This window comes from Pseudomonas sp. Pseusp21 (assembly GCF_059492145.1).
In genome coordinates this window covers 1,250,790-1,277,564 of record NZ_CP168520.1, presented here as the reverse complement: position 1 = coordinate 1,277,564, position 26,775 = coordinate 1,250,790, and the positions used below count along the sequence as shown (strand labels likewise).

General features: G+C 61.0%; 25 protein-coding genes. 10 read left to right on the top strand and 15 right to left on the bottom strand.

Annotation, left to right across the window (positions count from 1 at the left end):
• Positions 1–175: 175 nt before the first annotated feature.
• A complete protein-coding gene (locus tag ACEN93_RS05580) occupies positions 176–490 on the top strand; it encodes a helix-turn-helix domain-containing protein (protein ID WP_039767259.1) in 315 nt (104 codons plus the stop codon).
• Positions 491–509: 19 nt separating this feature from the next.
• On the opposite strand, the gene ACEN93_RS05575 is transcribed toward ACEN93_RS05580, so the two are convergent.
• Complete coding sequence (locus ACEN93_RS05575) at positions 510–1,610, bottom strand: cytochrome P450 (RefSeq protein ID WP_495611164.1); 1,101 nt, start codon at positions 1,608–1,610, stop codon at positions 510–512.
• 662 nt (positions 1,611–2,272) lie between these two features.
• On the opposite strand from ACEN93_RS05575, the gene ACEN93_RS05570 reads away from it, so the two are divergent.
• Entirely contained in the window at positions 2,273–3,034 is a 762-nt protein-coding gene (locus ACEN93_RS05570; protein WP_495611163.1) for an ArsR/SmtB family transcription factor, read from the top strand.
• On the opposite strand, the gene ACEN93_RS05565 is transcribed toward ACEN93_RS05570, so the two are convergent.
• Positions 3,031–3,774: an SDR family NAD(P)-dependent oxidoreductase gene (locus ACEN93_RS05565; protein ID WP_074688838.1), complete on the bottom strand. Its 744-nt coding sequence runs from the start codon at positions 3,772–3,774 to the stop codon at positions 3,031–3,033. The two genes, ACEN93_RS05570 and ACEN93_RS05565, sit on opposite strands and share 4 nt — an antisense overlap.
• 262 nt (positions 3,775–4,036) lie before the next feature.
• On the opposite strand from ACEN93_RS05565, the gene ACEN93_RS05560 reads away from it, so the two are divergent.
• Together ACEN93_RS05560 and ACEN93_RS05555 are read left to right on the top strand one after the other, a co-directional pair.
• A complete protein-coding gene (locus ACEN93_RS05560) occupies positions 4,037–5,257 on the top strand; it encodes a putative DNA modification/repair radical SAM protein (RefSeq protein WP_163975743.1) in 1,221 nt (406 codons plus the stop codon).
• The gene (locus ACEN93_RS05555; RefSeq protein WP_495611162.1) at positions 5,254–6,093 is read left to right on the top strand and encodes a TIGR03915 family putative DNA repair protein; all 840 of its coding nucleotides are present in this window, start codon (positions 5,254–5,256) and stop codon (positions 6,091–6,093) included. Before ACEN93_RS05560 ends, ACEN93_RS05555 begins: the two co-directional genes overlap by 4 nt.
• A gap of 52 nt (positions 6,094–6,145) precedes the next feature.
• On the opposite strand, the gene ACEN93_RS05550 is transcribed toward ACEN93_RS05555, so the two are convergent.
• From ACEN93_RS05550 to ACEN93_RS05530, 5 genes are all read right to left on the bottom strand, one after another.
• Positions 6,146–7,165 carry a branched-chain amino acid aminotransferase gene (locus tag ACEN93_RS05550; protein ID WP_085667560.1) on the bottom strand — a complete coding sequence of 340 codons (1,020 nt, stop codon included), beginning with the start codon at positions 7,163–7,165 and terminating at the stop codon, positions 6,146–6,148.
• 236 nt (positions 7,166–7,401) lie between these two features.
• Entirely contained in the window at positions 7,402–8,775 is a 1,374-nt protein-coding gene (gene lpdA, locus ACEN93_RS05545; protein WP_085667561.1) for a dihydrolipoyl dehydrogenase, read from the bottom strand.
• Positions 8,776–8,779: 4 nt separating this feature from the next.
• On the bottom strand, positions 8,780–10,051 hold the full coding sequence (locus ACEN93_RS05540) for a dihydrolipoamide acetyltransferase family protein (protein WP_414882812.1): 1,272 nt from the start codon (positions 10,049–10,051) through the stop codon (positions 8,780–8,782).
• On the bottom strand, positions 10,052–11,110 hold the full coding sequence (locus ACEN93_RS05535; protein WP_003224000.1) for an alpha-ketoacid dehydrogenase subunit beta: 1,059 nt from the start codon (positions 11,108–11,110) through the stop codon (positions 10,052–10,054).
• A 1-nt stretch (position 11,111) separates the two neighbouring features.
• Positions 11,112–12,347, bottom strand: a complete 1,236-nt coding sequence (locus ACEN93_RS05530) for a 3-methyl-2-oxobutanoate dehydrogenase (2-methylpropanoyl-transferring) subunit alpha (RefSeq protein ID WP_007965287.1) — start codon at positions 12,345–12,347, stop codon at positions 11,112–11,114.
• 185 nt (positions 12,348–12,532) lie between these two features.
• Between ACEN93_RS05530 and bkdR the strand changes: the two genes are divergently transcribed.
• The gene (gene bkdR, locus ACEN93_RS05525; protein ID WP_025111414.1) at positions 12,533–13,021 is read left to right on the top strand and encodes a Bkd operon transcriptional regulator BkdR; all 489 of its coding nucleotides are present in this window, start codon (positions 12,533–12,535) and stop codon (positions 13,019–13,021) included.
• Positions 13,022–13,092: 71 nt separating this feature from the next.
• Here bkdR and ACEN93_RS05520 read toward each other — a convergent pair whose 3' ends face one another.
• Complete coding sequence (locus ACEN93_RS05520; RefSeq protein WP_163975737.1) at positions 13,093–13,956, bottom strand: MBL fold metallo-hydrolase; 864 nt, start codon at positions 13,954–13,956, stop codon at positions 13,093–13,095.
• Between the two features lie 104 nt (positions 13,957–14,060).
• Here ACEN93_RS05520 and ACEN93_RS05515 point away from each other — a divergent pair, with 104 nt between their 5' ends.
• From ACEN93_RS05515 to ACEN93_RS05505, 3 genes are read left to right on the top strand one after another with little or no spacing between them, the layout of a single operon-like run.
• Entirely contained in the window at positions 14,061–14,399 is a 339-nt protein-coding gene (locus ACEN93_RS05515) for an ArsR/SmtB family transcription factor (RefSeq protein ID WP_007952897.1), read from the top strand.
• A gap of 38 nt (positions 14,400–14,437) precedes the next feature.
• On the top strand, positions 14,438–15,682 hold the full coding sequence (locus ACEN93_RS05510; protein WP_495611161.1) for an NAD(P)/FAD-dependent oxidoreductase: 1,245 nt from the start codon (positions 14,438–14,440) through the stop codon (positions 15,680–15,682).
• 9 nt (positions 15,683–15,691) lie between these two features.
• Entirely contained in the window at positions 15,692–16,492 is an 801-nt protein-coding gene (locus tag ACEN93_RS05505) for a sulfite exporter TauE/SafE family protein (protein WP_064597548.1), read from the top strand.
• Between the two features lie 48 nt (positions 16,493–16,540).
• On the opposite strand, the gene ACEN93_RS05500 is transcribed toward ACEN93_RS05505, so the two are convergent.
• The 7 genes from ACEN93_RS05500 to ACEN93_RS05470 form a co-directional block, all read right to left on the bottom strand.
• On the bottom strand, positions 16,541–17,821 hold the full coding sequence (locus tag ACEN93_RS05500) for a TRAP transporter large permease (RefSeq protein ID WP_039767236.1): 1,281 nt from the start codon (positions 17,819–17,821) through the stop codon (positions 16,541–16,543).
• Positions 17,821–18,348 (bottom strand): TRAP transporter small permease, encoded by a 528-nt coding sequence (locus tag ACEN93_RS05495; RefSeq protein WP_074688820.1) that lies wholly within the window; start codon positions 18,346–18,348, stop codon positions 17,821–17,823. The genes ACEN93_RS05500 and ACEN93_RS05495 overlap by 1 nt, the downstream gene beginning before the upstream one ends.
• A gap of 78 nt (positions 18,349–18,426) precedes the next feature.
• On the bottom strand, positions 18,427–19,398 hold the full coding sequence (locus ACEN93_RS05490) for a TRAP transporter substrate-binding protein (RefSeq protein WP_064597546.1): 972 nt from the start codon (positions 19,396–19,398) through the stop codon (positions 18,427–18,429).
• 60 nt (positions 19,399–19,458) lie between these two features.
• The gene (locus tag ACEN93_RS05485) at positions 19,459–20,352 is read right to left on the bottom strand and encodes an SMP-30/gluconolactonase/LRE family protein (RefSeq protein WP_495611160.1); all 894 of its coding nucleotides are present in this window, start codon (positions 20,350–20,352) and stop codon (positions 19,459–19,461) included.
• A 41-nt stretch (positions 20,353–20,393) separates the two neighbouring features.
• On the bottom strand, positions 20,394–21,218 hold the full coding sequence (locus tag ACEN93_RS05480) for an NAD-dependent epimerase/dehydratase family protein (RefSeq protein ID WP_495611159.1): 825 nt from the start codon (positions 21,216–21,218) through the stop codon (positions 20,394–20,396).
• Positions 21,219–21,367: 149 nt separating this feature from the next.
• Positions 21,368–22,663: an OprD family porin gene (locus tag ACEN93_RS05475; protein WP_163975730.1), complete on the bottom strand. Its 1,296-nt coding sequence runs from the start codon at positions 22,661–22,663 to the stop codon at positions 21,368–21,370.
• Between the two features lie 171 nt (positions 22,664–22,834).
• A complete protein-coding gene (locus ACEN93_RS05470) occupies positions 22,835–23,785 on the bottom strand; it encodes a polysaccharide deacetylase family protein (RefSeq protein ID WP_103385954.1) in 951 nt (316 codons plus the stop codon).
• 195 nt (positions 23,786–23,980) lie between these two features.
• Here ACEN93_RS05470 and ACEN93_RS05465 point away from each other — a divergent pair, with 195 nt between their 5' ends.
• Positions 23,981–25,636 (top strand): MFS transporter, encoded by a 1,656-nt coding sequence (locus ACEN93_RS05465; RefSeq protein WP_103385955.1) that lies wholly within the window; start codon positions 23,981–23,983, stop codon positions 25,634–25,636.
• Positions 25,633–26,775 carry an HlyD family secretion protein gene (locus tag ACEN93_RS05460; RefSeq protein ID WP_495611158.1) on the top strand — a complete coding sequence of 381 codons (1,143 nt, stop codon included), beginning with the start codon at positions 25,633–25,635 and terminating at the stop codon, positions 26,773–26,775. The genes ACEN93_RS05465 and ACEN93_RS05460 overlap by 4 nt, the downstream gene beginning before the upstream one ends.

Sequence of the window (26,775 nt, the reverse complement as noted above, 5' to 3'; positions counted from 1 at the left end):
TTCATTTGTCAGGCTTTATGGCTCACGTAAAAGGTCGCCGTCGGCCTGTGAAGCGTGTTTGCTTGTGAACATCCTCTTTGTGATACCGAATATTTAATAAGCCACTTTGAGCTTGATTTATATCGGTTTCGATATAGCCTGCGTGGCACGTTCAAATGCCAGGAACAGGTGAAACATGAAGGATCATCAAAACCCACCCCAACGTTTCTCAAACATCTGGGACGCACTGGAAGACACGCCGCATGAAGCGGCCAACATGCGTCTGCGGGCCAAGCTGATGCGCACGCTTTGCGAAACGATTCGTGCGTGGGAGCTTCCCCAGAAAGAGGCGGCCAAGCGTCTTGGCATCACTCAGCCGCGTCTCAACGACGTACTCAACGGCAAAATCGACAAGTTCTCGCTGGACGCGCTGGTCAACCTGTCGGCCGCCGCAAAACTGGAAGTAGACCTCTGTTTCCAGTTGCCTGCATCCCTGGAATGGGCCACCTGATCCTTGATTGCAGCGATGCTTAAGTCTGCATCTCGCTGAACATCGGAATTCGTCCATTCAGCGAAGGCCGGTAGTGCCACGCGAGTCGCCCCGGATCGATGTCGCGGGCGAGGATTTCAGTGAGCGTGGCGCGGGCGATCGTCATCGCCAGCATTTGTCCGGGACATTGATGCCGACCGCTGCCAAACGTGAAGCTGCGGCGGTTCGGGCGATCCGGCATAAAACGATCCGGGTTTTCATTGAGTGCCGGATCGCGATTGGCCGAGGCCAGCAGCACCAGAATCACGTCACCTGCTTCCAGCCGCACGCCGTCGATTTCACAGCTGTTCGCCACAAATCGACGGGTGTTCTGTACCGATGGATCGAAGCGTTGGACTTCAGCCAGCAACGAATCCACTGACGCCAAGCGTAATTCAGGCTGACGCTGCAACGCCACCAGCGCATTACCGATAAGCCCGGCGGTGGCCTCGAACGTCTGCGAACAGAGGCCGATCAGGTTGGCGAGTAGCACGTCCTCATCGCCGACAAAACGCTGGCGAATGTCGGCGAGAAACGGGTTCGGGTCCGACAGCAACTCAATGAAGTATCCGCGCAATTGCTCCGCCGCCCGATGCGCTGCCGCCAGTTGCAGGTCATTGCTCAGCGGCGACAGGCACGCCGCGAAATCCGCCGTCAGTTCACTGATTACGCGGGCTTGCGCCGGGGTGAATCCGAGCAGCGACGCAACCACGCACACGGGGCCGCGAAACATTGCTTTGTAGAGGCCGTCGGCATCGTTTGTGATCAGCCGCGCGGACACCAGCGCGCTGACTTCTTCCCGATCAATCAACCCCAACGGCGGCTCTATGGCCGAACGCGGGCAGCGCTGAGCCTCACCGTCATTCATGCGCATCAACTGGCCGAACACCTTGCCCGCCATGCCATCGACGATGGCTTTGGGCACCGGTTCCTGCACCGGGCGCACGCAGCAATCTGGATGCGCCAGCACCGCGCACACCGCCCGGGAGCTGCTGGCGACCCACAGTTTCAGTCCGTGATGAAAAGTCAGCCCGCCCGCTGCGCGCAGTTCGGCGTAGTAGGGGTAGGGATCGGCGTGAGTCGCAGCGATGATCGGGTCCATGGATCGCAACCTTGTCGGTGGGGAAAGTGTTGCTACTATCTCCAGTCCTTGAGGGCGGTGATTCGTCCGGGAGCGAAATATGCACGCCAGAAAAGCAGTACAAGATTCGGCTTAACGATGTAGGCACTTTTCCGAAGAGTAAGAGGGATTCATGTCATGTGCAGGTTCCCCTTCCATGAGTCGGAGAGAAGGGGAAAGAGGGGGGTAGCCAAGCTAAGCGACTGGCAAAGGATCGCTTAATAGGGTGCCCGCTGGGCCTGTGGTTATGGTGTACGAAACCTTACTTCCGATTTTGAATGAGTTGGGATTATTCACCCGAAATGATGTAGAGCTGCCTCCATCATCGGGTTTGACGGATATAAAGAATTCATTGCCGTTGGTAAAACTCTTCTCGACTGTTCCGGTTTTACGCGTAGTGACGATTGGTGTAGACATGTCCTGTTTCCTCCCATCGCTGAAATCATTAAAAGGTGTGTGGAGTTGCTATTACAGGAAAGGCTTTTTGAAGATTCTTTTCTACTGTCATTTCTGTCAGGTTTTGCCACCGTTCATCGTTTTCCAACGCCTGCATGGATTTGATCCTCAAGCCCCAAAATTGGGATGCGTGGAGGACTGCTAACATTTCCAGTCCTTGAGGGCGATGATTCGTCCGGGAGCGAAATATGCACGCAGAACATCAAGACATCGGCGTCTCGCAAGTGGCCGCCGCCATCGCGGAACCGGCGCGGACCAAAATGCTGTGCTCGCTGATGGACGGCCACGCCCGCACCGCCACGGAGCTGGCGACCCTCGCCGACGTCAGCGCCTCGACCGCCAGCGCGCACCTGGCCAAGCTCAAGGACCTGGCCTTGGTGCGCCTGCATGTGCAGGGCCGTCACCGTTATTACAGCCTCGCCGACAAGCGCGTGGCCCAGGCGCTGGAAGCGCTGATGGTGATCGGCCAAAACCCCGCGCCGACCTTCAAACCACACACGCCGGATCGCCTGCAATTTGCCCGCACCTGCTACGACCATATGGCCGGGACGCTGGCGGTGTTGCTGCATGACCGCTTGCTCGAGGCGGGATGGCTGGTGGAAACCGATGAGCAGGGTTATCGCCTCAGTGAAAGCGGGGAGGCGTTTTTTGAAGGGCTGGGCATTGAGGTCAAGGATCTGTCGACGATGCGCCGCCGCTTTGCCTGCCCGTGCCTCGACTGGAGCATGCGTCGGCCGCATCTGGGCGGTTCGCTCGGGGCCGCGTTGTTGCAGGCCGCGTTGAAGCGCAAATGGGTGACGCAGGATCTGGACAGTCGGGCGCTCACTTTGACGGTGCAGGGGCGCCGGGAACTGGCGTCGCGCTGGGGACTGGTTTTGCCTGGGTCCGGGCGGGAATCGTCAGGTCGCCAACTGACTGACTCCCCGCCCGGATCGGTGCATGCGCGTTAGCTTAGGGTGTATCCGCTATCGACCACCCAATCCTGCCCGACGACGCCGCGTGCGCCATTGCCCAACTGAAAAAGAATGACGTCGGCCACTGCCGCAGGTTCCAGGAATTGTCCGCCCAATAGCCGTTTGTTGACGCCCTGGGCCACGTCGCCGAGCGCTTCGTCGCTCAAGCCCAGTGTCGACCAGATCGGCGTTGCGGTCGGGCCGGGGGAGACGCAATTGATGCGCACACCGTGGGGTGCCAGCTCGACCGCGAGGGTTCGGGCGTGGGCGATCAATGCTGCTTTTGATGCGATATAGGCGGCCAGTCCCGCGAAACTGATTCCGGCCAGAAAAGTACCGATGAACACCACTGACGCCTTGTCTGCAAGGTGCGGGCGCAGGGCGGCCAAGGTGTTCAGGGCGCCGGCGCCGTTCACTGCCCATTGGCGATCGAACGCCGAGCTGTCGAGCCCGTCGGCGAGCTCTGCGATACCGGCATTGGGCACCACGAAGCTCACCGGGCCCAGACTCGCAGCCTGCTCGGCCAAGGAGCCAAGGTCAGAGGCTTGAGTGACATCGCCGGGATGCCAGACCAGTTGGTGGGGATACCGTTCAAGCAGTTCGGCCAGTGCGCCGAGTTTTCGCGACATGGCCAATACGCGCGCGCCTTGATCCAGCAGACGCTCGGTAGCGGCCAGGCCTATGCCCGAACTGGCACCGGTGAGGACGGCAAGCTTGCCCTGAAAAACATGATCCATGTTCGACTCCCGTTTTTGGTCTTCAGCCAAATGGCTACGGGGGAGCAGTCAATTTTCGGGCCATGCCGGACAGCCTTTGATATCAAGGGTTGCGCAGGGTTGGTAGTCATTATGACTCTTTTGGAATCGAGTCAATCTGACTGCCTTTGAGTCAAATTGACCTGACTCCTGCGGCGCGACATTCCGACGAAGAGCGGTATTGCGCCTTGTGTGAGCCAATCGCTCTCTATACTGTATATGCGAACAGTATCGAGTCCGTGCCATGCAAATCATCGACAAGCTCAGCATCCTCGCCGACGCCGCCAAGTACGACGCCTCCTGCGCCAGCAGTGGCGCGCCCAAGCGCAGTTCCGAGGGCAAGAGCGGGCTGGGGTCGACCGATGGCATGGGCATCTGCCACAGCTACACGCCGGACGGGCGTTGTGTGTCGCTGCTCAAGATTCTGCTGACCAATTTCTGTCTCTACGACTGCCAATACTGCGTCAACCGGCGCTCCAGCGACGTGCCCCGTGCGCGTTTCACGCCCGAGGAAGTGGTGACGCTGACGCTGGATTTCTACCGGCGCAACTGCGTCAGCGGGTTGTTCCTCAGCTCGGGGATCATTCGCTCGGCGGACTACACCATGGAGCAACTGGTGCGCGTCGCGAAGCTGTTGCGCGAAGAGCATGAGTTCCGTGGCTACATTCATCTCAAGACCATCCCTGACGCGGATCCCGTTCTGATCGAAGAGGCCGGGCGTTATGCCGACCGCTTGAGCGTCAACATCGAATTGCCCACCGATGCCAGCCTGCAAACCCTGGCGCCGGAGAAGCACATCGGTTCGATCAAGCAGGCGATGAATACCATCTACACCGGCGTGCAGACCGTGCTCAACGAACCCCGCGCACCAAAGTTCGCCCCGGCCGGGCAGAGCACGCAGATGATCGTCGGTGCCGATGACACCGACGACAGCACCATCCTGCACAGCGCTCAAGCTTTGTATGGCAACTTCCGTCTGCGCCGGGTCTATTACTCGGCGTTCAGCCCGATTCCCGACAGTCCGAAAAGCGTGCCGTTGGCCGCACCGCCGCTGATGCGCGAGCACCGCTTGTATCAGGCGGATTTCCTGTTGCGCGGTTATGGCTATACCGCCGGTGAGTTGCTCACGGGGCCGGGCAATCTGGCGTTGGACATCGACCCGAAACTGGCCTGGGCGCTACAGAATCGCGAGGTATTCCCGCTGGATCTCAATCGTGCCGAACCGGCGTTGATTTCACGCATTCCCGGCATCGGCTTGCGCACCACCGAACGTCTGGTGGAACTGCGTCGGCAGCGGCGCATTCGCTACGAAGACGTGGCGCGCATGCGCTGTGTGCTGGCCAAGGCCAAACCGTTCATCATCACCAGCGATTACCACCCGCAGCAGGCAGAAGTCACCAGCCAGATGCTTTATCAGCAATTGCGCGACCGACCAATGCCGCAACAGATGGGGCTGTGGGGATGATCAACCTTGACTGCGACGACCTGTTCGACATCTGGCGCCAACAGGCGCGCTGGCTGCTCAGCCATGAAATCGATCCGAGTCTGGTGAGCTGGGCGTCGGAAGGCGTGAGTGATCTGTTTGCCAGTGACGTGTCGGTGCCCGAGGGGCAGGGGCCATTTCAGGCGCGTATTCCGCGTGCGTTGCTCGACACTCTGGAACAGGCGTCACGCTACCGTGGCGATCAACGCTGGAGTCTGCTGTATGAAGTGCTGTGGCGGGTCAGCCATGGTGATCGCACGGCAATGATGGCCGGCGACAAACTGGGCAGCGAGTTACAGCGGCGGATCAAGCAGGTGCAGCGCGAAGCCCATCATCTGCATGCGTTCGTGCGCTTCATCGAGCGCCCGCCAGAGCTGCCGGGCCCGCAATACGTCGCATGGCACGAGCCGGCCCACGACATTCTGCACAGCGCCAGCGAACACTTTATCGGGCGCATGGGCCGGCATCGCTGGCTGATCGCCACGCCCCGCGATGGGGTTTATTACGATGGTGAACAACTGATCCATGAACGTCAGTGTCCGCTGGAGTGGCAGCAACTGGCGCAGAACGTCGATGATCCCCACGGGGACTTATGGCTGACGTACTACAGCCACATCTTCAACCCGGCGCGTTTGAACGAGAAAGTCATGCAGGGGCATTTGCCGACGCGGTTCTGGAAGAACCTGCCGGAAGGAGAGCTGATTCCCGGATTGATTACCCAGGCGCGAATGGGCAAGCAGCAGAACGGACAGGCGAGCGGGATTGCCGGTCGCGCGGGCAAGCGGATTGCCATGAAGGCCACCGAGCCAAACGAATAAAAAAGCCCCCATCGATCACTCGATGGGGGCTTTTGTGCATCTGGCCGTCAGATCAAACCTTGACGATCCAGCCTGCTGGCGCTTCAACGTCGCCGGTCTGCACGCCGGTCAGCTCTTTGTAGAGCTTCTGGGTGACCGGGCCGACTTCGGTTTCGCTGTGGAAGACGTGCAGGTGGTCGTTGTAGCTGATGCCGCCGATCGGGGTGATCACCGCAGCAGTACCGCAAGCACCGGCCTCTTTGAAGTCCGACAGCTTGTCGATGAACACGTCGCCTTCGACCACTTCCAGGCCCAGACGGGACTTGGCCAGTTCGATCAGCGACAGACGGGTGATGCCTGGCAGTACTGACGGCGAGTTCGGGGTCACGAACTTGTTGTCGTGGGTGATCCCGAAGAAGTTGGCCGAACCGACTTCTTCGATCTTCTTGTGGGTCAGCGGATCCAGGTAGATGGCGTCAGCGAAGTGCGCTTTCTTGGCCTGGGAACCCGGCATCAGGCTGGCGGCGTAGTTGCCACCGACCTTGGCGGCACCGGTGCCTTGTGGCGCGGCGCGGTCGAAGGTGGAGATCTGGAAGTTGTGCGGGGTCAAGCCGCCCTTGAAGTAGGCGCCAACCGGAATGCAGAAGATCGAGAAGATGAATTCGGGTGCGGTACGCACGCCGATGTTGTCACCCACGCCGATCACGAACGGACGCAGGTACAGCGCGCCGCCGGTGCCGTAAGGCGGGATGAAACGCTCGTTGGCGCGAACCACTTCCTTGCACGCTTCGATGAACTGCTCGGTGGACACATGCGGCATCAGCAGGCGGGCGCAGCTGCGTTGCATGCGCGCGGCGTTCTGGTCGGGACGGAACAGGTTGATCGAGCCGTCCTTGCAACGATAGGCCTTCAGGCCTTCGAAGCATTGCTGGCCATAGTGAAGGGCAGTGGAGCCTTCGCTGATGTGCAGCACGTTGTCTTCGGTCAGGGTGCCTTTGTCCCACTCGCCGTTGCGAAAGTACGACAGATAGCGTTTGTCGGTCTTGATGTAGTCAAAACCCAGCTTGTCCCAGTTGATGCTTTCGTTACCCATGACACCCTCTATCACTGAACAACCGCCGAAGCGGTTCAAGGCTTCTGACGTTTTTTTGGATGGGCACAACAATACTTCATTCTTGAGCGGTTTCGCAGCCCGAAATCTCTGCCTTTGATCGTTCCCACGCTCTGCGTGGGAATGCAGTCCGGGACGCTCTGCGTCCCAACAGCCGAACGCGGAGCGTCCGTGGAGGCATTCCCACGCGGAGCGTGGGAACGATCTGCGACCGAGAGTTACAGGTGCAACGCGTGCCCAAGCGCACGCAACGCCGCTTCCTGCACCGCTTCACCCAAGGTCGGATGCGCATGGATGGTGCCGCCGATGTCTTCCAGTCGCGCACCCATTTCCAGACTTTGGGCGAACGCGGTCGACAATTCCGATACCCCGACACCCACCGCCTGCCAACCGACAATCACATGGTTGTCCCGACGAGCGACCACCCGCACGAAGCCGGTTTTCGATTCCAGGGTCATCGCCCGGCCATTGGCCGCGAACGGGAAGTTCGACACGATGCAGTCCAGTCCTGCCGCTTTGGCCTCGTCCGGGGTCTTGCCGACCACCACCAGTTCCGGGTCGGTAAAGCACACGGCAGCGATGGCGGTCGGGTTGAACTCGCGGGTCTTGCCGCTGATCAGCTCGGCAACCATCTCGCCCTGAGCCATGGCGCGGTGGGCCAGCATCGGCTCGCCGCTCAGGTCGCCAATGGCGTAGACGTTGCGCATACTGGTCTGGCAACGGCTGTCGATCTTGATCGCCGAGCCGTTCATGTCCAGGTTCAGGGCTTCAAGGTTCCAGCCCTGGGTATTGGGTTTGCGACCGACAGCCACCAGCACCTGATCGGTTTCCAGATTCAGCATGTCGCCGTTTGGATCGCGCACCTGCAAAGTCCCGTCGAAACCCAGCACGCTGTGTTTCAAATACAGCTTTACGCCGAGTTGCTTCAGCGCGTCGTGCACCGGTTGGGTCAGTTCGGCGTCGTAGGCCGGCAGAATGCGATCCTGCGCCTCTACCACGCTGACCTCGGCACCGAGCTTGCGATAGGCAATGCCCAGCTCCAGGCCGATGTAACCTCCGCCGACCACGATCAAGCGTTTCGGAACCGACTTCGGTGCCAGCGCTTCGGTGGACGAAATGATCGGCCCGCCAATCGGCAGGATCGGCAGGTTGACGCTTTTCGATCCGGTGGCCAGCACCAGATGCTCGCACTGGATGCGGGTATCGCCGACTTCCACGGTCTTGCCGTCGATGACCTTGGCCCAGCCATTGATGACCTGAACCTTGTGCTTCTTCAGCAACGCGGCGACGCCGGTGGTCAGGCGATCAACGATGCCGTCCTTCCATTCGACGCTCTTGGTGATGTCGAGGGTCGGCGCCGAAACGCTGATGCCCAGTGCCGAATGCTGGTTGTGATGTTGAGTCTGGTGAAACTGCTCGGCCACATGGATCAGCGCTTTCGACGGAATGCAGCCGATGTTCAGGCAGGTGCCGCCCAGCGATTCGCCCTCGACCAGAATGGTCGAAATGCCCAGTTGCCCGGCACGAATGGCCGTCACGTAACCGCCGGGGCCGCCACCAATGATCAGCAGCGTGGTGTTCAGAGATTGCATGCCATCACTCCACAAACAGGGTCGCGGGTTGTTCGAGCAAGCCACGAATGGCCTGGATGAAGAGCGCCGCGTCCATACCGTCGACCACGCGGTGATCGAAGGAGCTGGAGAGGTTCATCATCTTGCGGATCACCACTTGGCCTTTGACGACCATCGGACGTTCGACGATTTTGTTCACGCCGACGATGGCCACTTCCGGCAGGTTCAGCACCGGGGTACTGACGATGCCGCCAAGGGCGCCGAGGCTGGTCAGGGTGATGGTCGAGCCGGACAGCTCATCGCGGCTCGCCTTGCCGTTGCGTGCAGCGGTGGCCAGGCGGGAGATTTCCGCCGCGCTGTCCCACAGGCTGCGAGCTTCTGCGTGACGCACGACCGGCACCATCAGGCCGACATCGCTTTGCGTAGCGACGCCGACATGCACCGCGCCGAGGCGGGTGATGACCTGGGCTTCGTCGTCGTAGCGGGCGTTCATCTGCGGGAAGTCGCGCAGGGCAACGACCAGTGCACGCACCAGGAACGGCAGCAAGGTCAGCTTGCCACGGCTGGCGCCGTGTTTTTCGTTCAGATGGGCACGCAGTTCTTCAATTGCGGTGACGTCGATTTCCTCGACATAGCTGAAGTGCGCAGCACGCTGAGTAGCGTCCTGCATGCGCTGGGCAATCTTGCGGCGCATGCCGATCACTTGAATCTGTTCTTCATCGTGACGCTGGGCGTACGCGGCAGCGACCGGCGCCGAAGCGTTCGATTGACCTTGCGCCAGATACGCCTCGAGGTCTTCGTGCAACACGCGACCGGCCGGGCCGGAACCGCGCACCAGACGCAATTGAATGCCCAGGTCCAGCGCATGCTTGCGCACGGCCGGCGAGGCCAGCGGACGCTCATCGGCTTCGCGAGCGACCACCGGGCCCTGGCAAACCGGAGCCGTACGCGGCGCGGCGGGTTTGCTTTCAACGACAGCTTCAACTTTGGGTGCGACTGGCGTTTCTTTCGCCGTAACTGGCGCCGGTTTGTCCGACTCCTTCAGATTGCCGGCGCCCTCGACCTCGATGCTGATCAGCACACTGCCGACCGCCATCACTTCACCCGGCTGACCGCCCAGCGCAATCACCTTGCCGTGGACTGGCGAGGGAATATCGACCATCGCCTTGTCGGTCATCACATCCGCCAGCACCTGATCCTCAACGACCAGATCGCCAACCTTGACGTGCCACTGCGACAGTTCTACTTCTGCGATGCCTTCGCCGATGTCCGGCATCTTGATAACGTGCGTGCCCATTCAGACCTCCATGACCCGTTTCAGCGCCGCGCCCACTCGGGACGGCCCAGGGAAATACGCCCACTCCTGCGCGTGCGGGTAGGGGGTGTCCCAACCAGTGACGCGTTCGATCGGCGCTTCCAGGTGGTGGAAGCAATGCTCTTGCACCAGCGACACCAGTTCGGCGCCGAAACCGCAGGTGCGGGTGGCTTCGTGAACCACGACGCAACGACCGGTTTTCTTCACGGATTTGACGATGGTTTCCAGATCCAGCGGCCACAGGCTGCGCAGATCGATGACTTCCGCATCCACACCGGATTCTTCGGCGGCGACTTGCGATACGTAAACGGTGGTGCCGTAGGTCAGCACGGTCACGTCCTTGCCCGGACGGGTGATGGCGGCCACGTCCAGCGGCACGGTGTAGTAACCGTCCGGCACCTGGGCTTGCGGGTGTTTCGACCACGGGGTTACCGGGCGGTCGTGGTGCCCGTCGAACGGGCCGTTGTACAGGCGTTTTGGCTCGAGGAAGATCACCGGGTCATCGTTTTCGATGGAGGCGATCAGCAGGCCTTTGGCGTCATACGGGTTGGACGGCATGACGGTGCGCAGGCCGCAGACCTGAGTGAACATCGCCTCGATGCTCTGGCTGTGGGTCTGGCCGCCGTAGATGCCACCGCCGCACGGCATGCGCAGGGTCATCGGGGCGGTGAACTCGCCGGCCGAGCGATAACGCAGACGGGCGGCTTCGGAAATGATCTGGTCGGACGCCGGGTACACGTAGTCGGCGAACTGAATCTCGGCCACCGGACGCAAGCCATAAGCGCCCATGCCCACCGCGACGCCGACGATACCGCTTTCGGAGATCGGCGCATCGAACACCCGCGAGGTGCCGTACTTGGTCTGCAAGCCTTCGGTGCAACGGAACACGCCGCCGAAGTAACCGACGTCCTGGCCGAACACCACCACGTTGTCGTCACGCTCAAGCATCACATCCATGGCCGAGCGCAGGGCCTGGATCATGGTCATGGTGGTCGTGGTCATGGCGGTTTCCAACTGAATATTGTTGTTGTGATCGTTCATGTCAGATCCCCAACTGCTGACGCTGGCGCTTCAAGTGCTCCGGCATCTCTTTGTAGACGTCTTCGAACATGGTCGCGGCGCTTGGAATCTGGCCGCCGGCGAGGGTGCCGTACTGTTCGGCCTGTTTCTGCGCGGCGATCACTTCGGCTTCGAGCTCGGCGCTGACGGCGGCGTGCTCCTCTTCCGACCAGTGGCCGACCTTGATCAGGTGCTGTTTCAGGCGGGCAATCGGGTCGCCCAGCGGGAAGTGGCTCCAGTCGTCGGCAGGACGGTACTTGGACGGATCGTCGGAGGTCGAGTGCGGGCCGGCGCGGTAGGTGACCCATTCGATCATGGTCGGGCCGAGGCCGCGGCGGGCGCGTTCGGCAGCCCAGGCGGAGGCGGCGTAGACCGCGTAGAAATCGTTGCCATCCACCCGCAGCGAGGCGATGCCGCAACCGACGCCGCGTCCGGCGAAGGTGGTGGCTTCACCACCGGCGATGGCCTGGAAGGTCGAAATCGCCCACTGGTTGTTGACCACGTTGAGGATCACCGGCGCACGGTAAACGTGGGCGAAGGTGAGGGCGGTGTGGAAGTCCGATTCGGCGGTGGCACCGTCGCCGATCCAGGCCGAGGCGATTTTGGTGTCGCCCTTGATCGCTGAGGCCATGCCCCAGCCCACGCCTTGAATGAATTGGGTGGCGAGGTTGCCGGAAATGGTGAAGAAACCCGCATCCTTGACCGAGTACATGATCGGCAACTGACGGCCCTTGAGCGGATCGCGCTCGTTGGACAGCAGTTGGCAGATCAGGTCGACCAATGGCACGTCGCGGGCCATCAGGATGCTTTGCTGGCGGTAGGTCGGGAAGCACATGTCGTCGATGTTCAAGGCCAGGGCCTGAGCGCTGCCGATGGCTTCTTCGCCGAGGCTCTGCATGTAGAACGACATTTTTTTCTGACGCTGGGCGACCACCATGCGGTTGTCGTAGATGCGGGTCTTGAGCATGGCGCGCATGCCTTTGCGCAGGATCTCGACCGGCACGTTTTCGGCCCATGGGCCGAGTGCGTTGCCCTGGTCATCAAGCACGCGGATCAGGCCACGGGCCAGGTCGGCGGTGTCGGCCGGTTCTACGTCGATGGAAGGTTTGCGCACCGTGCCGGCATCGGTCAGATGCAGGTAGGAGAAATCGGTTTTGCAGCCTGGGCGGCCCGAGGGTTCAGGGACGTGCAGACGCAGCGGTTCATACGCTTGGGTCATGGCTTCTACGCTCGATCTTGTGAATTTCTTGTAGTGAGCTGGCAGTCATTCTTCGATAAAAGAAATCTTGTCCTACAACAATCATAGGCCCGGCCAAGAAGAATATTTCTCTCTGTTTCGTTGCGCTGAAGATCATTTGCAGATAGAAATTCTGCATAAACATAAAAAACAGGTGGTTTTGTCTCATGCGCAAACTGGACCGTACCGATATCGGCATTCTCAACAGCCTTCAAGAGAACGCGCGCATCACCAACGCCGACCTGGCCCGATCGGTCAATCTGTCGCCGACGCCGTGCTTCAACCGGGTCAAGGCGATGGAGGAACTGGGGCTGATCCGCGAGCAGGTAACCCTGCTGGATGCCGACCTGCTGGGGCTGCACGTCAACGTGTTCATTCACGTCAGCCTGGAGAAGCAGGTGGAAGAGGCCCTGCAGCATTTCGAAGAGGCGATTTCCGATCGCCCGGAGGTCATGGAGTGCTACTTGATGGCCGGCGACCCGGACTATCTGATCCGGGTGCTGGTACCAACCATCCAGTCGCTCGAGCGCTTCATGATGGACTTTCTGACCAAGGTGCCGGGCGTGGCCAACATTCGGTCGAGCTTTGCGCTCAAGCAGGTGCGCTACAAGACGGCGTTGCCGTTGCCGGCGAACGGTTTGACATTGGGTGCTTGAAGATGATCGTTCCTACGCTCTGGGTGGGAATGCCGCCATGGACGCTCCGCGTCCCGCTTCCGATCAGTTGATTACAGTTTGTTGAGCGGAATCTTCAGGTACACAACGCCGTTATCTTCCGCCGCCGGAAAATCCCCCGCCCGCACATTCACCTGAATCGCCGGCAGCAACAGCGTCGGCATTCCCAACCCCGCGTCCCGCCGCGTGCGCATTTCAACGAACGTGGCTTCATCGACGCCGTCATGCACATGGATATTGCTTTTGCGCTGTTCACCCACGGTGGTCTGGCACTGCGAGTCGCGACCCAGCGGCGGGTAGTCGTGGCAGACGTAAAGCTTCACGCTGGCGGGGAAGGCCAGCAGCTTGTGAATCGAATTGAACAGTTGATGTGCGTTGCCGCCGGGGAAGTCGCAACGGGCGGTGCCGACGTCGGGCATGAACAGTGTGTCGCCCACCAGGATCTGTTCGCCGTCGATCAGATACGCCATATCCGCCGGAGTGTGGCCGGGGACGTGCAGGGCGGTGGCCTTGAGATTGCCGATCCGGAACGACTCGTTGGGTGCGAACAGGTGATCGAACTGCGAGCCGTCGACACGAAATTCCGGCTCCAGATTGAAAAGCGCCTTGAACACGTTTTGCACTTTGCTGATCGATTCGCCAATCGCGATTTTCCCGCCCAGTTCCCGGCGCAGGTACGGCGCGGCGGACAGGTGATCGGCGTGGGCGTGGGTTTCCAGCAGCCACTGCACTTGCAGGTTATGGGCGCGAACAAAGGCGATGATCCTGTCCGCCTGTGCCGTGCAGGTGCGACCGGCGGCACCGTCGTAATCGAGCACCGGATCGACGATCGCGCATTGCCCACCGTCGGCTTCGTAGACCACGTAGCTGTAGGTCGAGGAGGCGGGGTCGAGAAAGGCTTCAATCAACGCGGGCATGGACATGAACCTGTGGCAGAGGACGAAAAGTCAGTCGTGGGTTGCAACACTTTATGTAAACACATAATGTCCGCAGCTTAAGTGACGTTGAAGGCATCCTGCAAATGCAATCCAGTCTGACCGAATGTGAAGTCGCCCAACTGCGCGCCTCGGCTTCCAAGGCCTGTTCGCTGCTCAAGGCATTGGCCAATGAAGATCGGCTGCTGATCCTGTGCCAGCTGACCCAGGGCGAGCGCAACGTCGGCGAGCTGGAGAAAATGACCGGCGTGCGGCAGCCGACCCTGTCCCAGCAGCTGGGTATCCTGCGTGATGAAGGGCTGGTCGCGACCCGTCGTGAAGGCAAGTACATTTTTTACGGTCTCGCCAGTCACGAAGTGATCCAGGTGATGAAAACCCTTTCCGGACTCTACTGCGGAGCCGTGCTCAAAAGCTGGGCGCAATAGACCCGGCTATCCTTGCGTGCAGCCATAAGGAACAAACAATGAACGATCAACACTGGGGCCCATCCATCAGTGCGGACATCGTGGTCATCGGCGGCGGCACTGCCGGCATCGGTTTTGTCGCGAGCCTGCTCAAGCGCGATCCCGGCCTGAAAATCACGGTGATCGAGCCGAGCACCCTGCATTACTACCAGCCGGCGTGGACGCTGGTCGGCGGTGGTGCCTTTGATGCCAAAGACACTGCCCGACCGATGAACAAAGTGATGCCGCGTCAGGCCACCTGGATTCAGGCTGCAGTGACCGGCATCGACCCCGACCAGCGCCGTCTCACCCTCAACGATCAACGCACCATCACCTATCAGAACCTGATCGTCTGCCCCGGCCTGCGCCTGGCGTGGGAGAAGATCGAAGGCTTGCAGGAAAGCCTCGGCCAGCACGGCGTCACTTCCAACTACAGCTATCAGCACGCGCAATACACCTGGGATCAGGTGCAGAAACTGCGCGGCGGCAGAGCGCTGTTCACCCAGCCGCCAATCCCGATCAAGTGCGCCGGCGCGCCGCAGAAGGCGCTGTACCTGTCCTGCGATCACTGGCTCAAGCGCAACGTGCTGAGCAAGGTCGAGGTCGAGTTCAATCTGGCCGGCGCCGCATTGTTCGGCGTCCCGACCTTCGTACCGCCGCTGATGAAGTACATCGACAAATACAACGCGCGGCTGGCGTTCAATTCGAATCTGGTAAAGGTCGACGGCGCGGCGAAAACCGCCTGGTTCGACATCAAGGATGCGGACGGCAATGTCACCCGTCAGGCCAAGACTTTTGATTTGTTGCACGTCGTCCCGCCGCAGGTTTCGCCGGATTTCATCGCGCAGAGTCGGTTGGCCGACGCCGGCGGCTGGTGCGAGGTCAATCCGCACACGCTGCAACATCCGCGTTATCCCGACGTGTTTGCCCTGGGCGATATCTGCGGCACCACCCATGCGAAAACCGCCGCGGCAGTGCGCAAGCAAGTCGTGGTGGTGGCGGAAAACCTTCTCGCCCTGCGCAAGGATCTGGCACTGCCGCTCAAGTACGACGGCTATGGTTCCTGCCCGCTGACGGTAGAGAAGGGCAAGGTGATCCTCGCCGAGTTCGGCTACGGCGGAAAATTGCTGCCGACCTTTCCCCTCGACCCGACCGTGCCGCGCCGCTCCGCGTGGTGGCTGAAGGCGACGCTGCTGCCGTGGTTCTACTGGAACGGCATGCTCAAGGGCCGCGAATGGCTGACGCGTCTGTCCAGGGTCGAATGAGAACACGCTATGTTGCTGGCAAGTCTGTTTGGCGTGGTGATGGGATTGGTCCTTGGTCTGACCGGGGCCGGCGGCGGGATTCTCGCCGTGCCGGCGCTGGTGCTCGGGCTGGGCTGGACGATGACGCAAGCGGCGCCGGTGGCGTTGTTTGCAGTGGGCAGCGCGGCGGCGGTCGGCGCGATCGATGGTTTGCGTCACGGTCTGGTGCGCTATCGCGCGGCGCTGCTGATTGCAGCGCTCGGCGCGGTGTTTTCGCCAGTGGGCATCTACTTCGCCCATCAGTTGCCGGAAAAGGTTTTGATGATTCTGTTCAGCCTGCTGATGGTGATGGTGGCGTGGCGCATGCTGCGCCGTGAACGCCAGCAGGAGGGGCCGAGCGATCATGGCCACGCCAGCTGGGGCCAGAAGAACTGCATGCTCAATGAACAGACCGGCCGTTTCGACTGGACCGCCAAATGCACCGCGACCCTCGCGGCACTGGGCGCGGTCACCGGTGTGGTGTCCGGTTTGCTGGGGGTGGGTGGCGGGTTTTTGATCGTGCCGGCGTTCAAGCAACTGACCGACGTGCAGATGCGCGGGATCGTCGCCACTTCACTGATGGTCATCAGCCTGATTTCCGCCATCGGCGTGATCGGCGCGTTCCACGCGGGCGTGCGGATAGATCGACTGGGTGCTGCGTTCATTGTGGCGAGCATCGTCGGCATGATCATCGGTCGCCAACTTTGCGCGCGAGTACCGGCGAGGACGTTGCAGGTGGGGTTTGCCAGTGTGTGCCTGGTGGTTGCGGCTTACATGTTGCTGCGGGCTTGATATGAAGTCTGTGACGAGGGACCAGGCGCCCTCGCCACAGTGATCGCGTTACAACACCAGGTGCGGTAACCACAGCGACAGCGCCGGAACGTAGGTCACCAGCATCAGCACTAGGAACAGCACCGCATAGAACGGCAGCAGCGCCTTCACCGTGCTTTCGATACTGACCTTGCCCACCGCCGAACCCACGAACAGCACGGCGCCCACCGGCGGCGTTATCAGGCCGATACCGAGGTTGACCAGCATGATCATGCCGAACTGCACCGGGTCGACGCCGATACCGAGGATCACCGGCATCAGAATCGGCGTAAGGATCAGGATCAGCGGCGCCATGTCCATCACGGTGCCGAGCAACAGCAGCATGACGTTGATGCACATCAGGATCACGTAGCGGTTGTCGGACAGGGTCAGGAACAGCGTGGTGATTTTCGCCGGGATCTGCATCAGGGTCATGATGTAGCCGAAGCTGGCGGCGAAGCCGATCAGGATCATCACGATGGAAATGGTGCGCACCGTGCGATGCATCAGTTTCGGCAGCTCACTCCATTTGTAGTCGCGGTAGATGAACATGGTGACGAAAAACGACCACAGCACGGCGATGGCCGCCGACTCGGTGGCCGTGAAGATCCCCGACAGAATTCCGCCGAGAATGATCACCATCGCCATCAGCCCCCACAGCGCTTCGCCGCAGATCTTCAAGGCTTCGCGCATCGGGATCACTTCGCCTTTGGGATAGTCGCGTTTGCGCGCGAAAATCAGGCACAGCACCATCAGGCACGCGCTCATCAGCAGGCCCGGCACGACACCCGCCATGAACAGCGAAGCGATGGACACGGTGCCGCCAGCCGCCAGCGAGTAGAGCACCGAGTTGTGACTCGGCGGGGTCAGCAAGGCCTGCACCGAACCACTGACGGTCACTGCCGTGGAGAAGTCCCGGGGATAACCCTTGCGCTCCATTTCCGGGATCAGCACCGAACCCACCGACGCGGTATCGGCCACCGACGAGCCGGAAATCGCACCGAAAAACGTCGAGGCCATGATGTTGACCAGCGACAGCCCGCCACGCACGAAGCCCACCAGTACCCCGGCGAACGCCACCAGCCGTCGCGACATGCCGCCCTCGGCCATGATCGCGCCGGCCAGCACAAAGAACGGAATCGCCAGCAGCGAGAATTTGTTCACCCCGCCCGCCACCTGAATCATCAGGGCCTGGAACGGGATGTCGATCCACCACGCGCCGATCAGCGCCGACAGCCCGAGCGCATAGGCCACCGGCATGCCGATCAGGATCAGTGCGATAAAACTGCCCAGCAGAATCAATGCGTCCATCAGGCAGCCCCTTCGTTTTCTTCAACCAGGTCGAACTGCACCACGCGGCGATTGCTTTGATCGCCGAGCAAGAGTTTTTCCAGCACGAAAATCAGCGTCAGCGCGCCGCCAATCGGGATCGGCATGTAGGTGATGCCGACGCGCAATGTCGGCAGGGCGCTCATGAACTGGTTCCACGTCGACAGGCAGAGCTTGGTGCCCCAGATGGTCATGAACAGGCAGATGGTGCCCATGAGCACTTGGGAAACGATGCTCATGGTTCGACGCATGTTCGGTTGCAGGCGGTCGGTGACCATCGCCACCGCCATGTGCGCCCCGGCGCGGTAGCTGGCGGCGGCGCCGATGAAGGTGAAGACCATCATCAGCAGGATGGCGGTGGGCTCCGGCCAGCTCGAGCCGGTGCCGAGGACGTAACGGGCGAACACGCCCCAGGGAATGATCAGGGAAATGGTCAGCACCGACAGGCCGGCGACCCAGATGCAGGCCATGTAGATCCGGTCATTGATGCGCAGCAGCAAATTCTTCATCGGGTTCCACCGTAACCGGGCAGGCGTGAGGGTCGAGCGACGCCAGCGCTGCCGGGCCTTGTATTGAGGGCAGGGAGGTTACTGAACGGCTTCGATGCGTTTGATCAGGTCGACGTAGGGCGCGCCGTATTTTTCGCGAATCGAAGCGGTGGCCTCGTAGAAGGGTTTCTTGTCGACGGTGATGAACTCGACGCCGGCGGCCTTGAGTTTCTCTTCACTGCTGGCCGACTTGGCATCCCACAAGGTGCGCTCCTGGGCCTGCGCAGCCTTGGCGGCTTTTTTCACCAGGGTCTGCTGATCGGGGCTGAGTTTTTCCCAGGTGATTTTCGACATCACGATGGGCTCGGGCAGGATCAGGTGCCCGGTCAGGCTGTAGAACTTGGCGTTCTGGTAGTGGTTGTGTTCAAGCAGGGTCGGCGGATTGTTTTCCGCGCCATCGATGACGCCGGTCTGCAGGGCACTGAAGATTTCGCCGGTGTCCATGGCGATACCGTTGCCGCCCATGGCGTTGATGGTCTCGATGAACATCGGGTTGCCCTGCACGCGGATTTTCATGCCCTTGAGGTCCGCCAGGCTGCGCACCGGTTTCTTGGTGTAGATGTTGCGCGTGCCGCCATCCATCCACGCCAGCGCCACGAGGTTGAATTCGGAGTTGGTGATCTTGTCGAGGATCTCGTCACCGATTTCACCGTCGATGATTTTGCGCATGTGCGCCTGGTCACGGAACACGAACGGCATGTTGAACACGTTCACGTCCGGCACCACAGGGCCGACGATCCCGAGGCTGACGCGGGCCATCTGGATGGCGCCGACCTGGGCCTGTTCGACCACTTCCTTTTCCGAGCCGAGTACACCGCCGGGGAACATCTTGAAGGTCAGCTTGCCGTCACTTTCGGCAACCAGGGTCTTGCCCAACTGTTCTTCGGCGACCACGGTCGGATACCCGGCGGGGTGGATGTCGGCGAATTTGATTTCCAGCGCCTGGGCCGCGCTGCCGAAGGTGAGCGCGAGGGGGAGGGCGACGGCGAGCAACGTGCGTTTGAAGTCCATGAGGGGTTCTCCAGTCTTGTTATTTTTGTGTTCAAGGCACAGCAATGCAGCAAGGGCGGGTTACAGCAGATCGTCGAACATTGGCTCCGGCAGGCCTTTGACGCCGGGGTTGAGGGCGAACACGCCGCCGGCCAGGGACTGCGGATCCTGGTCGTCGCCGGGGCGAATCGAAGTCACGAACAAGGTGTCCATCCGGCTGCCGCCGAAGGCGCACATGGTGGGTTTTTTCACCGGCACCGACAGCGAGCGGTCAAGGCGACCTTGCGGGGTGAAACGATGGATCAGGCCGACGTCGTTCGCGCAGATCCAGTAGCAGCCATCGGCATCCACGGCAGCGCCGTCGGGGCGGCCGTAAAAATGGTTCATGTCCACGAACACCCGCCGGTTGGAGGGTGTGCCTGTCTCGGTGTCGTAGTCGAAAGCCCAGATCAGTTGGACGTTCGGGTGCGAGTCCGACAGGTACATGGTTTTGCCGTCCGGGCTGAAGCCCAGGCCATTGGGCACGATGAAGCCATCAAGCTGTGCCTCGATCACGCCTGTTTGCCCGGCACCGTAACGATAGAGCCGGCCCTCGGACAGATTCAGGCCCATGTTCAGCACCATGCTGCCGGCCCAGAACCGGCCCTGGCGGTCGCAGCGACCGTCGTTCAGACGCATGTCCTGGCGGTTGTGTTCCACGGTCGCGAGCAGGTCGCTGTCGAGGCTGCCATCGCCATGCGGTTGCAGATGAAAGAACCCGCTCTCCATCCCGGCAACCCAACCGCCCTTGCTGTGGCGGGCGATGCAGGCAAGCATTTCGGGAGTCTTCCAGGCATGGACATGGCCAGTGTCGGCGCTCCAGCGCTGCAGGCCGCCGTTGGGGATATCGACCCAGTACAAGGCGTTCTCCTGCGATACCCAGACCGGGCTTTCACCCACCGCGTTGCGGGCGTCGACGATCAATTCGGCTTGCATACTCATTCCCTTGGTTTTATTGGAGACGTGAATCGCGCCGGTCAATCGCCAAACGGGCCGGCCGCAACGAAGGCTCCGCCCTGATAGATCCGCGCCGGGTCATCGGCTGCCGGCATGGGCTGCGCCTCGACCTTTTCGCGAAACACTTCGGAGGTGTCTTTGGCCTCGAAACCGAGGTGGCTGGCGAAGCGGTTGTCCCACCACACATCCTTGTTGGCGGACATGCCATACACCACGGTGTGGCCGACGTTGGGGGTGTACAGCGAACGTTCGAGCAGTTGAGTGAGGTCGTCGAAGCTCAGCCAGGTGTGCATCATTCGGCGGTTCTGTGGTTCGGGAAACGACGAGCCGATGCGGATGCTGACGGTTTCGATGCCATAGCGATCGAAGTAGAAACTGGCCATGTCTTCGCCGTAGGACTTGGACAGACCGTAGTAGCCGTCAGGGCGACGAGCAGAGCTGGCGTCGAGGTGTTCGTTCTGTTTGTAGAAGCCGATGACATGGTTGGAGCTGGCGAAGATCACCCGCTTCACACCGTGTCGGCGTGCCGCTTCATAGATATGGAATACGCCGCAGATGTTGGCGCCGAGGATTTCTTCGAAGGGGCGCTCCACCGAGACACCGCCGAAGTGCAGGATCGCATCCACGCCTTCGACCAGTTGATGCACGGCAGCTTTGTCGGCGAGGTCGCAGAGCACGACTTCTTCCCGGTCATCGATGGCCGGGGCGAGGGCGGCGATGTCCGACAGGCGCAGCACGTTGGCATACGGGCGCAGACGTTCACGCAGGACTTTGCCCAGGCCACCGGCGGCGCCGGTCAGCAGCAGGCGATTGAACGGAGTTGGGGCGGTGGAGGTGGACGTCATGGCAATCCCTTACACGTTGTTATTAGGTTTGTTGTAGGTTGTCGTATGACTGCGCTGAAGTATCGGTAGGGTTTCCGGAACTTGTCAACGCGACTTTCGGTGTAAGTGACGGAAGGCCGATTCACCCTCCGTTCACCCCATGCCAGGGTTTACAACAACGAAATCGGGTAACTGATGAAGATCCGGTTCTCGTCGAATTCATTGGTGCTGAAGTCCCGGCGAATCGTCGCGTTGCGCCATTTGACGTTGAGGTTTTTCAGCGGACCGCTCTGCACGGTGTAGGCCAGCTCCGACTCGCGCCCCCATTCCTTGCCGTCGGTGATGGTGCCGGTATGCACGTTGTCACCGCTGATGTAGCGGTTCATCAGCGTCAGCCCGGGGACGCCGAGGACTACGAAGTTGTAGTCGTGGCGGATCTGCCAGGAACGCTCCTGCGCGTTGTCGTAACTGGCGTTGTAGCTGTCGTTGGCCAGGGTGCCGCCGCTGGTGCCGTTGACGCGCATCCAGGCATCGTCGCCGCTGAGCTTTTGCAGGCCGATGTAGAACGTGTTGCCGCCGTACCGGGCCGAGAGCATGGCGAATGCGGTTTTGTTGTCGAGGTCGCCGGCCTGGGCGCTGCCGTCTTCCTTGCCGGTGAAGAAACCGAGATTGGCGCCCAGCGTCCAGTCGCCCAGCGGCTGGCTGTGGCTGAGGTTGAAGTACTGCTGCTGGTAGATGTCGCTGAGTTCGGCGTACCACAGACCGACAAGCGTGCGTTTGTCGTTAAAGGTGTATTCACCGCCGCCGAAATTGAAGCGGTCGGAGGTGAAGGCGCCGCGGCCGTTCATCGACATGTCTTCCATGCTGGCATCGTTGCGCGGGCTGTTGCCACGGAACTGGCCACCGTAAAGGGTCAGGCCATTGATTTCGGTAGAGGTGATCTGGCCGCCACGAAAGGTCTGGGGCAGGGAGCGGCCATCATCCGAGCGCAGGATGGGCAACACCGGCATCCATTCGCCGACCTTCAATTCGGTCTTCGACACCTTGGCCTTGAGCGCAACACCCAGTCGCCCGAAATTGTCCGCCGGGCGCCCGTCATCGTGAATCGGCAGCAGCTGCGTACCGCCCGTGCCTTTGCCGCCATCGAGTTTCTGCGAATACATACCCAGCACGTCCAGACCAAAGCCGACGGTGCCCTTGGTAAAGCCGGATTTGGCGTCGAGGATGAAGTTCTGCGTCCACTCTTCAGCCTTGCCCTGCGGATAGTTCGGGTTGACGAAGTTGCGATTGAAGTAGGCGTTGCGCAGGTTCAGGGTGGCTTTGCTGTCTTCGAGGAAACCCTCGGCATCGGCGCTCATCGGCAAGGCGAGGGCGAGACTGCCGCAGCCGATCAGGCTCAGGGTGGAACGCGGGCGGGGGATGGAAAAACGGGACGTGCGGACGGAATTGCAGACGAGTGTGCTCACTGTGACGCTCCCTGTTTCATTTGTTGTTTTTATTATTTGTTATACGTCGTCGTACAACATGGTTGCGGATATTTGCGAGGTTTTCCGGAAAAGTCAACAGGGCGTCGTACGATGACTTTGGGTGAGCGGGCAGCCCTCAAAGCGCTGTGAGGAGGGCTGCTGTCGGCACGTTTACTGGTTGTAGAGCGCTTCAGTGTTATCGATCAGGGGATTTTTTTCGGTCAGCACGATCTGCGCGATCTGATCCTTGCGCATGAAACTCACCTTCGCATGCGACTGGGCGTACCGGATGAAGCGCTCCATGGCCTCGACCATCGCCGGGGTGCCGCCGATGCGGTCGTGCAGACTCACCGACATCATCCGCCGCTTGCTCGCGCCTTCGGCGTAGAGGCGATCGAATTCCAGCACCAGTTGCTGATAGAACTGCTCGGCAGAGAAATGCCGGCCCTCGACCAGCACGATGTCGTTGTTGCGCAGGGTGTACGGCACCACGGCGAATTTGCGCCCGCGAACCATGGTCACGAACGGCTCGTCGCGGCTGACGTCGTCGATGTGGTAGGTGAAATTCAGATCCTGCAGCACCTTCAGCGTATTGGGGCTGCGGCGCAGCCAGTTGGCGTTGTAGCCGACCGAGCGCTGACCGGTGATTTTTTCCACCGCCGCGACGCCATCACCGATGAACTGTTTTTCCTGGGCGTAATTCATGTTGTACGAGTCGGCCCAGCGCATGCCGTGGGCTGCCAGTTCATGGCCGCGCTCGGCAATCGCCTTGGCCAGTTCCGGGTGCTTGAGCGCCGCTTCGCCGACCACGTGGGAGGTGACTTTGATGCCGGTGCGATCCCACAGATCGAGCATGCGCCACAGGCCTTCCTTGTAGCCATAATCGAACCAGGTCTGCGCCGGCAGGTCCGGGTAGCCTTTTGGCAGCGGTGTACCGGAAAACGGACTTTCAGCGCCCTCGGGCTGGCCGCCGGTTTCGAATTGCATCGACACCGAAATCACCAGTTGCGAGCCGTCCGGCCACGGGCGTTCCTGGGCAAAGGCGAGGGCTGGCAGCAACAGCGCGGCGGCCAGCAGGTTTTTCAGCAGACGCGGGGAGCGTTGCCAACGGGGAGTGGTCATATCGGGCACCTTGCAGGTTGAGAAGTGCTGCAAGGTTGGCATCCGCTACGCTTGGGAAAAATCCGCTGCGGACGAGATGACCTTTAAACAAAATTTACGAATCGCGATGCACGAATTCCTGGTGGGAGCGAGCCTGGATAGGTGTTTGGCCAGGATTTGCGGCACACTTAAGCGACTACAAGACAAGGCCTTTCAATGGATCAATACGCCCCGCGCAACTGGCAGCCGCACGAGAAGCCCAGTCTGCCCGGTTCCCCCTCGACGCCGCTGCACTCCAACCCCAAGCGCCTGGCTTATGCGCTGGTGGGCGTGCTTGTCGCGGTGACCGGTGGTCTGGGCAATGCGCTGGTGGTCGCCAACCTGCCTTATCTGCAAGGTGCGCTCGGGGCGACGACGGCGGAGATGGCCTGGCTGCCGGCGGCGTACGTGATGACCAACGTGTCGATGAACCTGCTGCTGGTGAAGTTTCGCCAGCAGTTCGGCTTGCGCGCGTTCACCGAGGTGTTTCTGGTGCTGTATGCGCTGGTGACCTTCGGCCATCTGTTCGTCAATGACCTGAATTCGGCGATCGCCGTGCGTGCGGCCCACGGCATGGTCGGCGCGGCGCTCAGTTCGTTGGGCTTGTATTACATGGTGCAGGCGTTCCCGGCCAAATGGCGGATGAAGGCGTTGGTGCTGGGCCTGGGCACCTCCCAACTGGCCTTGCCGCTGGCGCGGCTGTTTTCCGAAGACCTGTTGCAGATTGCCGAATGGCGCGGCCTGTACCTGTTTGAATTGGGCATGGCGTTGCTGTCGTTGGGCTGCGTCCTGATGCTCAAACTGCCGCCGGGTGACCGGTTCAAGACCTTCGAACCCCTCGACTTTCTCACCTTCGCCATCCTGGCCAGTGGTGTGGCCTTGCTGTGCGCCGTGTTGTCCCTGGGCAGGATCGACTGGTGGCTGGAAGCAGACTGGATCGGCATCGCCCTGGCCGCGTCGATTGCGCTGATTCTCGCGGGGCTGGCCATCGAACATAACCGCAGCAACCCGATGCTGATGACCCGCTGGCTCGGCAGCGGGGTGATGATCCGTCTGGCGCTGGCGGTGATCCTGATTCGCATGGTGACCTCGGAGCAATCCACCGGCGCCGTGGGCTTCATGCAAAACCTGAACATGAGTAGCCAGCAGCTTCATAGCTTGTACGTGGTGATGCTGATCGGCAGCGTCGCCGGGCTGCTGACCAGTGCGCTGACCATCGACCCGAAACACCTGCTGATGCCGCTGATCATTTCGCTGGCGTTGATGGCCACCGGCTCGATCATGGACAGCTCATCGAACAACCTGACCCGCCCCGGCAACCTGTATTTCAGCCAATTTCTGCTGGCGTTCGGCAGTACGTTCTTCCTCGGTCCGACCATGGTGCTGGGCACGCGCAACGTGCTGACCAACCCGCGCAACCTCGTGAGTTTTTCGGTGTTGTTCGGGATCTGCAACAACCTCGGCGGCCTGATCGGCGCGGCGTTGCTGGGGACTTTCCAGATCGTGCGCGAGAAATTTCATTCCAGCCATATCGTCGAGCAACTGGTGATGTCCGACCCGCGTGTCGCCGCCCGGGTACAGAGCGGCGGATCGGCGGTCGGCTCCGTGATTGCCGACCCGAGTCTGCGCAATCTGCAGGGCATTCGCAGCCTGGCCAACGCTGCCACGCGCGAAGCCAACGTACTGGCCTATAACGATGTGTTCATGCTGATTGCGGTGATCGCGATCCTGACCATGATCTGGATTTCCATCCGTGCGCTGTGGCTGATCAGTACCACCAAAGCCGTCGCCCCGACACCTTCCGTACCTTCCAGCGGTGCCACTTCTTCATGACCGAACCGACCACTACGACCACCAATGCCATCGCCGCCACCCCTGAAGGCGTGGCGCCGCCGTCATCACCGAACACCGAGCCGCGCTCGTTGCGGGTGCGGATCATCTCGTCGCTGGGGTTTGCCGCGATTGCCATCGTCGGCGTATTGATCGTGCTTTACGCCTGGCAACTGCCGCCGTTCAGCAGCGCAGTTGAGACCACCGAAAACGCCTTGGTGCGCGGGCAGGTAACGATCATCGGCCCGCAGCTCAGTGGCTATGTGTTTGAAGTGCCGGTGCAGGATTTCCAGTTTGTGAAGGAGGGCGACTTGCTGGTGCGTCTCGATGACCGCATCTATCAGCAACGCCTCGGTCAGTCGCTGGCGCAACTGGCGGTGCAGAAGGCCTCGCTGGCCAACGTGGTGCAGCAGCGCAACAGCGCCGAGGCGACGATCAAGTTGCGGCAGGCGGTGGTGGCCGACAGCGAAGCGCAGCTACGCAAAAGCGAGGCGGATCTACGACGCAACAAGGCGCTGGTCAACGACGGTTCCGTGTCCAAACGCGAGATGGACGTGGCGCTGGCCGCCAACGCGCAAAGCATTGCGGCGGTGGCGCAGGCCAAGGCCAATCTGGAAATCGCCCGGCAGGATCTGCAAACGGTGATCGTCAATCGCGGTTCACTGGAGGCGGCGGTGGCCAGTGCCGAGGCGGCGGTGCAGTTGGCGCGGATCGATTTGTCCAACACCCGGATCATTGCTCCGCGTGACGGTCAGCTCGGGCAGATTGGCGTGCGCCTCGGCGCTTATGTCAACTCCGGGGCGCAGTTGATGGCGCTGGTGCCGAACCAGAAATGGGTGATCGCTAACCTCAAGGAAACCCAGATGGACAATGTGCGCGTCGGGCAGCCGGCGAGCTTCACCGTCGATGCCTTGAATCACCGCAAATTCACCGGCCACGTGCAGCACATCTCGCCGGGCACCGGTTCCGAATTCGCGTTGTTGCAGGCCGACAACGCCACCGGCAACTTCGTGAAAATCGCCCAGCGGGTGCCGGTGCGCATCACCATCGATCCGGATCAGCAGGAGAGCGAGCGTTTGCGGCCGGGGATGTCGGTGGTGGTCAGCATTGATACGGCGGCGGGAGACACCCAGAAACACTGA